The organism is Tolypothrix bouteillei VB521301 (assembly GCF_000760695.4).
Taxonomy (GTDB): Bacteria; Cyanobacteriota; Cyanobacteriia; order Cyanobacteriales; family Nostocaceae; genus Scytonema; species Scytonema bouteillei_A.
This window is the reverse complement of sequence record NZ_JHEG04000001.1, coordinates 568,856-583,794: the sequence shown is the minus strand read 5'-3', so window position 1 is coordinate 583,794 and position 14,939 is coordinate 568,856. Positions and strand designations below refer to the sequence as shown.

General features: G+C 42.1%; 6 protein-coding genes and 2 rRNA genes (1 of these 8 cut by a window edge). 3 read left to right on the top strand and 5 right to left on the bottom strand.

Features of this window, described 5'->3' with window-relative positions; genetic code table 11:
* Positions 1-227, top strand: a 23S ribosomal RNA gene (locus tag HC643_RS02160) (it extends 2,724 nt beyond the left edge of the window).
* 161 nt (positions 228-388) lie between these two features.
* A 5S ribosomal RNA gene (rrf, locus tag HC643_RS02155) occupies positions 389-506 on the top strand.
* Between the two features lie 284 nt (positions 507-790).
* Here rrf and sfsA read toward each other — a convergent pair.
* Entirely contained in the window at positions 791-1,579 is a 789-nt protein-coding gene (gene sfsA, locus HC643_RS02150) for a DNA/RNA nuclease SfsA (protein WP_038092745.1), read from the bottom strand.
* Between the two features lie 125 nt (positions 1,580-1,704).
* On the opposite strand from sfsA, the gene HC643_RS02145 reads away from it, so the two are divergent.
* Positions 1,705-2,973 (top strand): tetratricopeptide repeat protein, encoded by a 1,269-nt coding sequence (locus HC643_RS02145; protein WP_050045149.1) that lies wholly within the window; start codon positions 1,705-1,707, stop codon positions 2,971-2,973.
* Between the two features lie 231 nt (positions 2,974-3,204).
* Here the strand turns inward: HC643_RS02145 and HC643_RS02135 are convergent, their stop codons facing one another.
* From HC643_RS02135 to HC643_RS02120, 4 genes are all read right to left on the bottom strand, one after another.
* The gene (locus tag HC643_RS02135; RefSeq protein WP_038092747.1) at positions 3,205-4,239 is read right to left on the bottom strand and encodes a thioesterase domain-containing protein; all 1,035 of its coding nucleotides are present in this window, start codon (positions 4,237-4,239) and stop codon (positions 3,205-3,207) included.
* Positions 4,236-8,597 carry an SDR family NAD(P)-dependent oxidoreductase gene (locus tag HC643_RS02130; RefSeq protein ID WP_050045148.1) on the bottom strand — a complete coding sequence of 1,454 codons (4,362 nt, stop codon included), beginning with the start codon at positions 8,595-8,597 and terminating at the stop codon, positions 4,236-4,238. The genes HC643_RS02135 and HC643_RS02130 overlap by 4 nt, the downstream gene beginning before the upstream one ends.
* Positions 8,598-8,658: 61 nt before the next feature.
* Positions 8,659-8,883 carry an MbtH family protein gene (locus HC643_RS02125; RefSeq protein ID WP_038092750.1) on the bottom strand — a complete coding sequence of 75 codons (225 nt, stop codon included), beginning with the start codon at positions 8,881-8,883 and terminating at the stop codon, positions 8,659-8,661.
* 124 nt (positions 8,884-9,007) lie between these two features.
* A complete protein-coding gene (locus HC643_RS02120) occupies positions 9,008-14,938 on the bottom strand; it encodes a non-ribosomal peptide synthetase (RefSeq protein ID WP_167844608.1) in 5,931 nt (1,976 codons plus the stop codon).
* Position 14,939: the final 1 nt, after the last annotated feature.

Sequence of the window (14,939 nt, the reverse complement as noted above, 5' to 3'; positions counted from 1 at the left end):
AACGCACCGCTGGTGTACCAGTTATCACGCCCGTGGTAGACGCTGGGTAGCCAAGTGCGGAGCGGATAACCGCTGAAAGCATCTAAGTGGGAAGCCCACCTCAAGATGAGTGCTCTGACTACTACAAGTAGGTAAGGTCACAGGTAGAACACCTGTTCATAGGCAGTCGGTGTACGTGCAGTAATGTACTTAGCCAAGTTGTCCTAACAGACCGAGGTCTTGACCTCATCTCAATGATGAATTCTGAATGATGAATGATGACAATCTTCTTCAATTCACAATTCACACTTGTTTCGCTTTTCTGTGCAGTCTTCAGGGTTTTGAATTCCACGATGAGCCTTCCTTTTGATGAAGTTCATCATTCATAATTCATCATTCATCATTCATTCCTGGTGCCTATGGCTCAGTGGTCCCACTCTGATTCCATCCCGAACTCAGTTGTGAAACATTGATGCGGCGACGATAGTTGGCGGGTTGCCGCCTGCTAAAATAGCTCGGTGCCAGGTTCATAAATCCAGCAAAGCCCCGTTCCTCTATGTCAGGACTGGGGCTTTGTTTTTGGTCTTTGAGAGCAAATGCCTTATTAGCTCTAGACAATTCTTCAATTCATCTCACTTGTTAATCCAATACGGTTTAGTTAACAATATCGATCGCTGCAATTTTTTCTGTGTTTAATTCTACATCTAGCATCTCATACACTATTTCCAGTACATAATAATTTAACTTGGGGACTATGTGTGATTGACAGTATTTTGATTGTTATATTTCTTGAATTTTCGTAACCTGAATTTTAAAATTTGCATTCTGCAAAACCTAAATAACGTACTCCTTCAGGAGTCGTTTCAAATCTACAAGGTAAAATTTCTAACCCAACGTTGATAGCATCTCTTAACAATTTCCCATATATTGGATCTGTAGCATCACCAGGGGCAAATGCTGTACAATCACCTCTGTTAATAAAGTAAAGCATCACTGCACGATGTTGAGGCAGAAGTGCCATCAATTCTCGGAGATGTTTTTGTCCCCGTGTTGTTTCTGTATCGGGAAACAGAGCTATTCTACCCTGTGCCAAAGTTGTATTTTTAACTTCAAGATAAATTCTAGGAATGCTTTGCTCGAGTAGTAATTCCCGCTTTCTTGCTAAAGAGCCACTAGAGGGAACGGTGTTTTTGTTCTCTTGGGATTCATATAAGAGAAAATCTACACGGCTTTTTTTATCTTGACCATATGCGACTTCGGTTAGAAGATGAGTATACTTGCCCAATTCTAAAAAAAGATATTTTTCTAAAGCCAACTTGGTTATTTTATTAGGCAATATAGTATTTATACCAACCCAGGTGGGCTCGCTGTCATGTACCTGAATCATTTCCCAAGTATAGGACAATTTACGATTGGGACGATCGCTGTAGGAAAGTTGCACTAAACTACCAGGAGTACAAACACCCGTCATGGGTCCGGTATTTGGACAGTGGGCTGTGACAACTTCTCCAGAAGCAAGTTCAACGTCAGCAAAAAACCTCTTGTAGCGTTTCAGCAGAATACCGGGGTACAAAGGTGGATAGCGATAGAGGTAGTCCATAGTGGCAAATTTATTCTATTTCAACGAAAATTGGAAATGAGTGAATTAAAGGCTGAAGTATAAAGTATAAAGGATCTCTCCTACTTAACCTTTACTCTCGATACTTGCTCCTCTCAATAAATACTATGAATAACGAATCTTATAATAAAGGAATAGAGAAAGCCAAGCAAAAAGATTACGCTGGAGCTATTGAGGAATTTACCCATGCTTTGCAGCTAGCACCTTATTTTGCTGAAGCATATTATCGAAGAGGCTTGGCGTACTACGATCTCGGAGAAATACACAAGGCTGTTTCTGACTTCACCACAGCCATCGATCTGGCTCAAAGTGTTGAAGCTTACTATAGCCGAGCACTAGCACGAGTGTCATTGAAAAATTTACCAGGAGCGCTTGCAGATGTAGAGCAAGCTATTCGCCATAATATTAACTACGCCGCTGCACATAATTTGCGGGGAACAGTACTCCGCAAACAAGGTTATATTCCTGATGCGATCGCTAGCTTTAAAAAGGCAGCAGAACTGTACCTAAACCAAAAAGATACAGAAAACTGCCGTCAATGCCTTGCAAAAATCAGACAGTTACAGCCAAAAGAAAAACCTACCACTGTAAAATCTCCGACTCCCACGATCGCGCCTTTAAAATCTGAAAGCTCTTATTTTATCCAATTACTCGATAAAGCAGAGAAAGGTAACACCCGAGATGCAATGGAAGACTTAAACTGGGTGTTGCAAGCTGACCCGCAAGATGCATATGCTTATTGTTGTCGGGGAGTCGTCCGGTGCAAACAAGGTAACTACCAAGATGCTATCTCCGACTTTAACCGAGCATTGCAATTGAATTTTCAAGACGCAATTGTTTACCGCAACCGAGGAAAAGCACGATTTCATATGGGAGACCATACTGGAGCGATCGCAGATTTTAATCAAGCACTTCAAATACAGCCGCAAGACGCATTACTTTATGTTGCTAGAGGGAATGTTTTCCGGGAAATGGGTAACCACCTGGGTGCAATTAAAGATTACACTCAAGCACTAGAAATTAATCCCAATGATGCAACAGCTTATTACAATCGCGGTATTGCCTATACTTGCATAGAAGAGATGCATCGCGCTATTGAAGATTACCAGCGTGCGGCTAGTATGTTGTGTGAAAAAGAAGATTGGGTAAATTACCAACAAGTCATAGATAGTTTAAAAAAAATTCATTCATCTACTTCCGAATCTAAAAAAACAACGAACAACTTGCTGCGCCAGCGCTTGTTAAGACTCGTTGGGGGACATTGGGAAATCGCCGAACGACTGATTGACCAAGCAAGATATGACTATCCTGGAATGCCCGAGGACTGGTATCTCGAAAAAGTGATTCATGATTTGGAACGCGATTGGGGTAGATAAGATGGGAGAGGGGAAGGTGCGATACGCCTTAAGGCGTTTAAGCTTTGCTTATCGCTGTTTCCCTCATCCCTTATCTCTTTGCTACAGCTAATTGCAAGCAGCTTCTTCCATCTTCAGCCGGAGACTGAGCAGTCTCATATCAGTCCATACTTCATTTTATGTAAACCAGGCATTCTGCCTTTGTCCCGCTTTTCCCAAAGAGGCACAAAAGACGGATAATTGACGCTGAGGCTAAGATTTTATCAGATAAGGCTTGATTTTTTCGGCTAAAACCTGACTGCGAAGCATAGAGTAATGGTTCCCTTCTATCTCATGAACATCTACCCCACCCAGTGCGAATTTTGACCAACCTCTTGTTGGGTCTTGATGTTCGTGAAATAAGTCGATTATGTCTTCTGTTGCATGGAAGAAAACAACTTTACCAGGGTATGTTTTGATTGTGTAGCGCATTCCAGCTATAACATTGCCTTCAAACACATCAAAAAGATGGCGAAACTGCTCAAATGTAAATTCAGTAGGTAAAAGTTTAAGCTCGATTAATTTCTGCAAAATATAGTTTAATTGCGCGTCTAACTCAGAAAAAGTTCGCAATTCATCAACTGTTATTTGCTGCACATACTCACCTAAAGCACCTGCTGTACTATCAGCAAAAGCGGTTAACACTAGATAGTATTCATTCCCCACTCTTTCTATTTGGTTTTTTAGATCTGTAGATGTGAGTAAAGCCATATCTAGCATTCCTAGAAAAGAAACTTCTTGACCGCTAGCTTGCAATTGCTGTGCTATCTCATAAATTACAAGTCCACCAAAAGAAGAACCTGCAAGGTGATAAGGTCCCTGGGGCTGAACGGATTGCATCGCTTTGATATAAGCTGTAGCCATATCCTCGATAGAGTTTAAAGGTTCTTCTTCCCCGTATAAATTAGGTGGTCGCAAGCCATACAAAGGCTGGTCCAAACCCAGATGACGGGATAATTCTAAATAGCAGAAGACATTACCACCAGCTGGGTGAATGCAAAACAAAGGCGGTTTACTTCCGATAGGCTGGATCTTGACCAAGATAGACTCAATAGGTGGGAACTTTGCTACCCGATGTTTGTAATGCAGGTATTCGATAATTTCCGCTTTACGTTCTCGCAATTCGTCGCGTAACTGTGAAGATAAAGCTCCCTTGGGGGCGCTGTAGCGCAGACGAACTTCTTCATCTAGCCAAAGTTGAATTTCCAACTTTTCTAGGTCAGTTAACAATCGATTAACTGTTTTCAAATTTCTCCCTCCTCTATATCGGTTGTAACAGTAATTAGTGTTTCCGCAATTGGTGTGACGTTATTTTTTCCAGATAGCACCGTTGTTTTGCTGTTTGTTGTACTCACATTAGAACCTTGCGCTCTAGAATTCAGTTCTAAATAATTGTTCTGAATGTACGATGAAAATTGAGCAATAGTTGGAGCTTCAATCATCAGTGTGAAATGAAAGTTTCGTCCCAGTTGCTTTTCTAATTTATTAACCAAAATAATTGCCTTGATAGAACTCCCACCCAGTTCAAAAAAGTTGCTGTGAATGTCAATTTGTCCAATTCCTAAAACTTCCTGCCAAACAAGTGATATTTGCCGCTCTAACTCATTGCGAGGCATAATCCGTGTTTGGGTGTCTCTACCAGCACTAAGAAGCTGTAACTGCTCCCGGTCGATTTCCCCTGTCACTGTCAAGGGCATTTGTGCAAGCTGTACGAAGTCACAAGTGACTGGCGTGCCAAAGTAATCCACAATCCCATAGTTCTGTATTTTTACAATTAAGTCTGAAACAGTAGCACCAATGCCCTTCGTGGTGAAATAAGCAGTTAATTTCTGCAACCCACTAGCTTCTATTTCCAAATACTTCTGGATATACGGTTTGCTGCCATCCAAACCTATTAATAAATGTTCTTGGTCATGGTACAAACCTGTCAGCAAAGAATAGAGACCTTGGGTGGTGGAAATACTGCAAGACCCTCGCCGATGAAGCCAAGATTGTGCAGGATTATCTTGGCTGATGCCTAAGTTATCCCAGTTACCCCAAACGAAGCAATAACTCTGCCGTCCCTGTTGATGGCGTTGATAGTGCGTAAAGCGTTCTAGAAAGGAGTTAGCAGCAATATATGCACCGATATTAGCACCGCCAAATAAATCGGCTAAAGAAGAGAAGCTAATAAACAAGCTATTGGGATAATCTTGCAAGAGTTGATGCAATACCCAGGTTCCTTGTACCTTCGGACGCAGCACCGCCTCTAAGTTGTCGCGAGTTTCTTCTAAAAGCAAATTCTGCCCATATACTACTGCTAGGTGAATGATTCCAGCTAATTCTCCTTGCCATTGAGATAAAGCTTGTGTGAGTGCCTGTTGTACTTGCTCGTACTGGCAAATATCTACTTGTTGATAGCTAATTTCTCCTGGTAATTGCTCTAATTCTCGATAGACCTCGATTTTTTCAGATAAAGGACTTCTCCCCAGCAATAACAGCTTTGCTTGGTAATTTTGCAGCAGATACTTAGCAATCTCCGCTCCTACACCGCCAAGTCCACCACTCAGCAGATAAATACCTCCTTGCTTAAAAGGTAATTCTCCCTTGAGTTGTTGTTTCCAATCTACTTTTTGTAAGCGAGGAACCAAACGCTGTCTCTGACGATAAGCAACCTCCAAAGCTTTTGAGTTTGTTTGGAGTTCTTGGAGAATATAAGCTGCATTGTTCTCTTCTTCCTCTAGCAGAAGATCCACATGGCGGACGCGTAAAGTCGGCATTTCCTGGGGAATAGTTTTGAGCAAGCCTAATATCAATGACTTGGCAGGAGCAATTTTATCTGTGGATGAAGTAGCTTGGGTTTGGCTCCCAACGCATAGTAAGCGCACCGACTGCTGAGAACCTTGAACCTTGGCTAATGCTTGGATTAAGTACAAGAGACTGTAAATGCCTCGTTCTTGAGCTGGTTGGAGTGCGTCTAAAGAGGGGGTATCTGCTGTCAATGAGTCATAAGTCCACAAATGTATAATCTCACTAACAGGTTGACCGTCATAGAGGATGGATCTAAACAGTTGTTGATAGTGGTCGGGATTTTGCGGGTTGATGCAATAGCTGTTATCGCCAAGTGAGCTAAACTCTTGCCCTATTTGAACGCGAATACATGAGCGATTAACCGACTGTAAGTGTTGACACAATATTGACCCTAATCCCGAAGAGTCGAGAAATACCACCGTGTGTCCGCTTATGGGTTGCCAGTCTTGCCAGATAGCTTTTTGCGATCGCCAAATTTTGTGGTAAAACCAGTCAGGTAAGGTATTGCGATCGCCCATTAGGATGTCGAGTCGTTTGAGAATTGTGTCAAACTCCCCGGCTTGAAAACGTTGACTCAATTGGCGGCGCTGGATTTTACCGATAGCGGTTTTGGGAATATCTTCCTTAGCCACTAGAATCAAATAATCTGGATTCAATCCTACTTTGTTAACAACGGTCTGCTGAATTTTCTGAAGTAGTTTTTGCAGTGCTTCGTCTTCTACAAGCGGCGAATGGAAAAAGATGGCTAATTTCTCTGTGACACTATCGGCATCTTTAACCGCACAGGCAGCAGTGTACGATGCTTCTACTTGTTCAATTTCTTCAACTATCGCTTCGATTTCATGGCTGTAGTAGTTGGCTCCATTAATAATAATGGTTTCCTTAGCACGACCAGTGAGTACTAAATGCCCATTAGCAATAAAACCATTATCTCCAGTATCGAACCAACCGTCTGCTAAAAAAGCTTCAGAATTAGCCTGTGGGTTTTTGTAGTATCCCGGTGAAACAGCATCACCTTTTACTTGGAAACGACCAATAGTATCTTCTGGTACAAGATTGTTCTCACTGTCTACAATCCGAATGGTTACTCCGGGAATGACTGCTCCTAAGTCTGTAAAGGCAACACTATTGGGATGCTCGGTTTCAACTCGTCTGATGGTTCCCTGCAAGCAGGATTTGTCTAACCTGTGAAATTTTATTGGTGCTCTTTCAGTTGGCTGGTAAAAAGTAATCGCCGAAGCCATCTCTGCCATACCAAATGCCGCTCGGATTGCTGTTTTTTTCAGTCCATAAGCGAGCGTATTCTCTAGAAAAGTCTCTACTGTTTTAGGAGCAACTGCTTCCCCACCCGTGACTAAGAATTTCACGCAAGACAAGTCCCAATTCTGTGATGATTCTCGCTTCAAGGCTTCGTTGATTAAGGCATATGCAAAGTTAGGTGCCCAGCTATGGGTAATGCGATATTTATCAATTAAGTCTAACCAATTGAGGATATTACCTAATACATACTCTTTTTGCGCGTAAACCAGAGTGCAACCTAACACCACTCCACGAATATGACACATGGAAATACCGCCAATATGGTCCAATGGCAACCAATTCAAGATTGCATCTTCGCGATCGTGTTGATTGAGTAGATTTTCTCCTATAGCGTTAGCGATGAGATTGCGGTGGGTCAATTGAATGCATTTTGGGATGCCTGTTGAGCCAGATGTTAGATTAAAAAACGCTACGTCATTTGACTGACTCGAGTAACACGATTTGTCAGGAAAGTTATTTTTTAAAGCTTCAATAAAAGCAAATTTTAACTTTTCTGCTGGTAGCCATTGAGCTAAAAACTCGATTTCTTGTTGTTGTGCTTGTGTAGTTAAAATGATTGGGCTATCTAAGAAGTTCCATATATGAACTAGCTTATCTACTCCCTTGTTCGATTCTTTATAGGTTGGAGGAACTTCAGTAATTAGGGGAATAAAGCCTCCCAAAAGGCAACCCCAGAACGCGGCGAGTATATCGTAATTAAGTTCTAATTGTAAAATGACTTTATCTTGTGGTTTCAGCCCTAGCTTTCTCAAACCACCAAGAATTCGCTGTGCTTGTACCAGTAAATCGGTGTAGGATTGACGCAGTTCTGTTCCATCAGGCAATAAATAAATTATCCGTTCTCCTTTTGCCTGTCGAGCTGCTGTTTGCAAAATCTCTGGCAAAGTCGAGGGTATATAAGATTCTTTTGGTAAAGAAGTGCCATAGCTAATAGCCAATTGCTTGGTTTGCGAGCTTTGTAATTGTGTTTTTAACTCAGTATCAGAGGAAATTAATTGTTTAATAACAGGAGTATTTAATCTTTGTCTTTCTGGAAGTAAATCTGTTATGTGCAATCGGGGAAGCCTTAGGGAGTCTTCTTGCAAGATTACTGCTAACTGCTCAATTTCTGGCTTTGACTGGAGTTGCTTTTCTATTTGTCCAGCTAATTGAAAATCTAACACTGGCAGACTTATCAAAGCCTGTTTATCTACTTCTCCTGTAGGAGTCAACGGTAGGTTAGATACTTGTACGTAAGCTTTGGGCAGTAAAGGCAATGGTATGACTTCTTGCAGGTGGAATTGTAATTGTTCTGATTCTAGAGGCTGCTGTGAGACGATATAGGCAACTAATTCAGGGCGAGATATTTCTGTTTCCCGAATTAGCACAGCACAATCTTCAACAGAAATATGTTCTAATAAAACAGATTCCACTATGTTTGTAGTATTTTGTAAATACTCGTGGAGCGATCGATCTATAAGATTAAAAGAATGTTTTTCCATTTCTAGTAAATTCATATGTGAAAAATTGCGATCGCATTTACTAAGATTTTGCTGCTTTGTTGTTTAGATTTAATATTTAGTTTGATTGTGCTGAGTTTTCCATTTGCTGACGCAAGCTAAGTGGTCTCATATCAGTCCATACTTCCTTGATGTAATCCAGGCATTCTGCCTTTGTTCCGCTTTTACCAACATCTGTCCAACCAAGAGCATTTTCCCGCTCACTCGGCCAAATTGAGTACTGTTGTTCGTGATTGACGACAACTTTGTAGATAGTTTTGTCTTCAAGGTCATTCCAACTCATAATTCCTCCAAAAAATTGACACTAAACTTTGCAGATTTTCAAATTTGAGTCGTGGTTGAAAACTAGATAGTATAATGCTTTTTCAACCATATTACATGATTTTACAAGGGTACAGACTCAATGTCTAAAGTCTGGGAACTGCGTATAAGATTTCCACATAACTCTGAAGCATTGAACGAATATCTTTGCAGTTAAAATACATCTGGTCATATTCCACACGTATGCTTACATTTTCTGAAGATGAGTTCATTGAAATAGCAAAATTTAAAGGAAAGTTAAACTTGTCATGAGACATTCGTGCATTCACTTTCAAGTCGGTCTGCTCGAAAATATCTTTGACATTATGGAAAGACATGAAATTAAATGTAGCAAAAAATAACTCCTGTTTTTGTTGGTCTGATAAAATTTGGAGAAGTGGGTATCTAACATAGGGTTCGATATCAATTAGAGATTGCTGCACATTTTTAATTTGTACCTCTTTATCTTCTATAACTTGCTGGCAGAGCGGAACAATATTCCAGAACAAGCCCAAAGCTCCAAACGGATCGGATAATCTTTCTGTTCTACCATTTGAGATAATCCCTACAGAAACCATATTTTCTTTCATCACAGTACCAATGAGGTCAAGGTAGGTACTTAGGAAAATTGCTTTCGGTGAAACTTTCAATTTCCGACTGAATTCAAGTAAGTCAGCAGTAATTTCTGAGTTTAAATTGTATTCTTCCGCAACAGCTTCTACTTGAACTACTAAAGTGGTTAACGGCTTTAATGGTTTATATGTATGGTTTCGTAAGTGGAACTTCCAGAAATTTAATGCGTCTGATGAGCGAATCATCTCTTTCTCTAATGCCACAAATTCCTGATGCACATTAGCTGAAGAGCTTACTGTTATTTCTTTTCCTTTCTTGAGAGCTAAATAAGAATTATACAGTTGATTGAGAAATTCAATATTGCTCCAACCATCTATAATTGCATGATGAATTGACATAAAAAATTCAAATTGATTCTTTGATTTTTGAAAAATATTGAATCTAAAAAGGGGTTCATTAAAATTTTCTACGTCGAATAAGTTTTGCCTATCTTTCTTCACGACATCATCAACATAATATTCTTGTTCGTCTGCATTCATCTTACTAATGTCATGCTCATTGATGGCAAATTTCAGATGTTTTTTGACTACTTGAACTGCAGGTTTTCCGTTCTTATTGATAAATACCGTTCTCAAAGCCGGATGCTTTTGCACGCATATTTCTAGTGACCTCTTAAAGGCAACTAAAGAAAGATTTTCATCATATACATCGTATGATTGCTGGTAATGGTAAACCCCCATCTTTTGATGGTTATTTGCGTAGTGATGCAACATAAACTCCTGCATTTTTGCAAGAGGATATGCTGATTCTATATCTGAGGGAAGTAACTCAGAGATTCCCTCTGGAAGTTCTAATAAGTGTAGGGGTACAGAAGCGTCATTTTCTTGATGCTGGTAATTATTTACTTGTTGACCAAAGCTATGAACGATCCGTTCAGATAGATCGGGTGTGTCGCCTCCTGCATCGGTAGATAAACAATGAGCAATCAGCGATCGCAATGCTTTAGCAAATTCTTGAGCTAAGCCGTCAATCGTAGCACGTTTGTGAAAGTTTTCGCTGTATGTCCAATCTAGTTGTAACTGACTTTCTACTACGAGTCCGTTAATAGCTAGCAAATGACTGCGACTTCCTTGGTGGCTTTGTTGTGAACCGACTGATTCCGGGGCTAGTTTGAATAAAGAATTTTCTTCCATTCCCCAATCTAATTGCCCTAGGTAGTTGAAACTTATCTCAGCTTGTGGTGTTGCTTGCAATGTGGAGGTAATTTCCGCATCCCCACTTAAATAACGCAGCAAACCGTAGCCGATACCTCGTTTGGGTACGGCACGAAGTTGTTCTTTGATAGACTTTAAGCTGTCTCCTAAATTGTCTGTTGCTTTTAATATTAAAAGCACGGGGAAGATTGTCGTAAACCAACCAACTGTGCGCGACAAGTCTACATCTTCAAGAATATTTTCCCGCCCATGACCTTCGAGGTCAAGCAACACAGAGTTATTGCCAGTCCACTTACATAAAACCTGCACGAGAGCAGTCAGAAGGATATCATTGATCTGAGTTTTATAAGCTTTAGGAACTTCTTGCAACAGAACGCGGGTTTCTTCAGGTGAGAGCGACACAAATACTGTGCTGGCAGATGCTACAGTGTTAGCACCGAACGCATAGTCCACTGGTAATCGGCTTATGCGTGTGTGTGAAATGCCTTGCCAATAAGTCAGTTCTTTCTGTGCGGTGTCTGAGCGTGCGTAAGAAGTGAGTTGCGTAGCCCAGTGTTTAAAAGACGTCGTCTTGGAGGGAAACTTAATCGCTTCACCGCGACCGATCTGCTGGTAAGCGGAAAGCAAATCTTCTAACAAAATCCGCCAAGAAACGCCGTCTACTGCTAGGTGGTGGATGACTATTAGTAATCGGCTGAGTTTGTTAGTACCCAAAGTAAAAAGCGCTACTCGCATTATTGGTCCAGAAGAGAGGTTCAAGCTAGTTTGTAGGGAAGCAGCAGTGGCTTCAATAGCAGCTTTTTGCTCTGCGTCTGGTATTGTTGATAGATTTACATGGGAAAAAGGAATGGTATCATCAGGGTTAGCATTAATTTGTTCCCAACCGGAGCCGGAGTGTACAAAACGTAAGCGCAGCGCATCATGATGTACCAATAATTGTTGCACCACTTGTGACAGCAGAGCGGGGTCGAATGTTTGCGGTACTTCTAGTAGAAATGACTGGTTGAAGTGATGAGGTTCTGGTAGATTTTGCTCAAAAAACCAATGTTGGATAGGTGTCAGAGGTATCAAACCACTGACCGGCCCTTGTTCTGCCTTCGCCGTTTGAGTAACGTTTGCTGCTGCTGCCAACTCAGCAATTGTCTGGTGTTCAAATATCTGCTTAGCAGTTAGTTGCAATCCTGCTTTTTTAGCTTTAAAAATAATTTGAATGCTAAGAATGGAATCTCCGCCCAGTTCAAAAAAGTTATCGTAGATTCCAACTTGCTTGAGGCGTAGAACCTCACGCCAGATTTGGGTTAGTATTTCTTCAGTCTCTGTGCGGGGTGCGACGAGAGCTGTTTCTAGTTCATGACGTGCTGTACTGGGTTTTGGTAGCGCCCGACGATCTATTTTACCACTAGGGGTAAGAGGCAGGGCATCTAACATCACAAATACTGTTGGTACCATGTAATCTGGCAGTTTCTCTTTGAGGAAGGAGCGCAACTCGCTGATTGTGACTGCTGTGCGTGTATTGGCTACGACATATGCGACTAAGCGTTTGTCTCCTGGAGCATCCTCGCGAACGATAGTGACGCAACAGTTGACATCAGGGTGTTGAGTGAGTACTGCTTCGATTTCTCCTAGCTCAATGCGGAAACCACGTATTTTTACTTGGAAGTCAATGCGACCGAGATACTCTATATTGCCATCGCTTAAGTACCGGACTAAGTCACCAGTTTTGTAAAGGCGAGAACCTGGTTCTGCACTAAAGGGGTTGGGGATGAATTTTTCAGCTGTCGTTTCCGGGCGGTTGAGGTATCCTCGAGCTAAACCCACACCACCAATGTGCAGTTCTCCCGGTACTCCAGTAGGTACTGGTTGATTGTAGCGATCGAGGATGTAAATCTGTGTATTGGCAATTGAGCGACCAATCGGCACACTCAATAGTTCGCTGTCTTTTTGGCATTGCCAATATGTCACGTCTATTGCTGCTTCTGTTGGTCCATAGAGATTGTGCAAACTGCATCCGAGCCGTGCAAAAAAGCTGTCTTGCAGTTCTTTTGGTAGTGCTTCGCCACTACAAAATACTTGCCGCAAGCTCGTGCAACTTTCCAGATTCTGTTCTTCTAAGAATACCCGTAGCATTGAGGGGACGAAATGCAGTGTGGTAATTTGGTGTTGGGCAATGAGCTTCACAAGATTTGCACTATCGCGATGTCCTCCTGGTTGCACCACCACCAAACGTGCTCCAGTCATTAATGGCCAAAAGAATTCCCACACCGAGACATCAAAGCTGAAGGGGGTTTTCTGTAAGACGCGATCGCGCTGTGTAATTTGATAAGCTTGCTGCATCCATAGCAGGCGATTGCAAACTCCTTGATGAGTGTTCATCGCTCCTTTTGGCTTACCAGTAGATCCTGAAGTGTAAATCGTATAAGCGAGGTGATGGGGTAACACTCCTGAGCGTGTATTTTCTGTGCTAAAGTGAGCGAGCGCTTGCCAGTCTGTATCCAAACATACCAAATGTGCCTGCTGGTGTGCCAGTGAGGCTACGAATTTTTCCTGGGTTAACAGTACCTTGACGCAGCTATCTTCGAGCATATATGCCAAACGTTCTGGCGGATACTCTGGGTCTAAAGGCACATATGCTCCACCTGCTTTGAGAATGCCCAGCAATCCTACAACCATGGAGACTGAGCGCTCGACACACAAACCTACCAACACTTCCGGTCCCACTCCCAACGTCTGTAAATAGTGCGCCAATTGATTAGCTTTTGCGTTCAATTCGCTGTATGTGAGACATTGGTCTTCAAATACCAGTGCCACATCTGATGGTGTCTTCTGCACCTGTTGCTCAAACAAGGAATGGATACACTTTTCTTGAGGAAAATCAAAAAGCGTATTGTTCCATTCCACCAGTAGCTGGTGTTGTTCAGCAGCATTTAACAGCGAGATGTGCGACAGCTTTTGCTGTGGATTGGCGACTAGACCCTGTAGCAGGGTTTGGAAATGCCCTATCATCCGTGTGATACTCGCACTTTCAAAGCGTTGAGAATTGTAGATGAAGCGCAATGACAATTCCTCTCCAGGTTGAGCGATGACTGTAAGTGGGTAGTTGTTCTTCTCGAAGGAACGAACATCACCGATCTGCAAATTCTGTGAGTGCTCCTGTAAAGCCGCATCTACCGGATAATTCTCAAACACCACAATGCTTTCAAACAACGGTAACCCTCTGGGCATATCACTCATTCGTTGAATCTCTACCAGTGAAGTGTACTCGTAAGTACTCATTTCTACCTGTAGCTTCTGTATCTGCTTGAGCTTTGGTAAAACTGTGTCTTCAGGAGACACTCCCACCCGCATTGGCAGGGTATTGATAAATAGCCCAACTATGGACTCCACACCTTTGATGGCAGTTGTACGACCTGAGACAGTCACTCCAAACACCACGTCAGTTTCGCCACTGTATCGTGAGAGCAATAAAGCCCAAGCTGCTTGCACTAAGGTGTTTAACGTCACTTGATGCTGTCGTGCAAACGACACTAGCGCGGAAGTTGCTGCTCTTGGTAGTAAAAAAATCTCTTCGCTGTAATTTTGTTGCAAGGACTTACTGTAGTGTGCCTTATCAACTACGAGTGGCGTTGGGGAAGTCACACCTTGAAGTGTTTGCCGCCAAAATTGTTCGCTAGTTTCCAACTTCTGATTCTGTAACCAGACGATGTACTCGCGGTAGGAACGACTCGGTGGCAGTTGTAACTCTTGCCCCACAGACAATGCTTCATAAAAGCCCAGCACTTCCTTAAACACTAACGGTAGTGACCACCCATCTAGAAGTATATGGTGATAACTCCAGACAAATTGGTAGACATCACTTGACATTTGAATGAGTGTCAGGCGCATCAGTGGAGCCTTGGACACTTGGAAACCACGCTGCTGGTCTTGTTCTAAGAAAGCCGCCAGTTGTTGCTGCTGCTGTTCGCTCGTTAGCCCAGTCCAAGAATGGATTTCTATTGGTAATTTCACCTGCCGATACACTACCTGTAGCGGCAGGTTTTGACCTTCCCAAATGAAAGCTGTCCGCAAGACAACATGGCGTGCTATAACTTGCTGCCATGCAGCACTGAAAGCCTCAACGTCCAAATGTCCTGTAAAAGTACAGCTAAACTGCTGGCAATATATGCCTGAAGAAGGAGCATAAAGGGTGTGGAACAGCATTCCCTGCTGCACTGGAGATAATTGATAAATATCTTGAACGTTATTCTTTTTCATT

Bases quoted from the DNA above. Each gene is read 5' to 3' on its own strand.
- HC643_RS02125 (WP_038092750.1), bottom strand. From the start codon at position 8,883: ATGAGTTGGAATGACCTTGAAGACAAAACTATCTACAAAGTTGTCGTC.
- sfsA (WP_038092745.1), bottom strand. From the start codon at position 1,579: ATGGACTACCTCTATCGCTATCCACCTTTGTACCCCGGTATTCTGCTG.
- HC643_RS02120 (WP_167844608.1), bottom strand. From the start codon at position 14,938: ATGAAAAAGAATAACGTTCAAGATATTTATCAATTATCTCCAGTGCAG.
- HC643_RS02145 (WP_050045149.1), top strand. From the start codon at position 1,705: ATGAATAACGAATCTTATAATAAAGGAATAGAGAAAGCCAAGCAAAAA.
- HC643_RS02130 (WP_050045148.1), bottom strand. From the start codon at position 8,597: ATGAATTTACTAGAAATGGAAAAACATTCTTTTAATCTTATAGATCGA.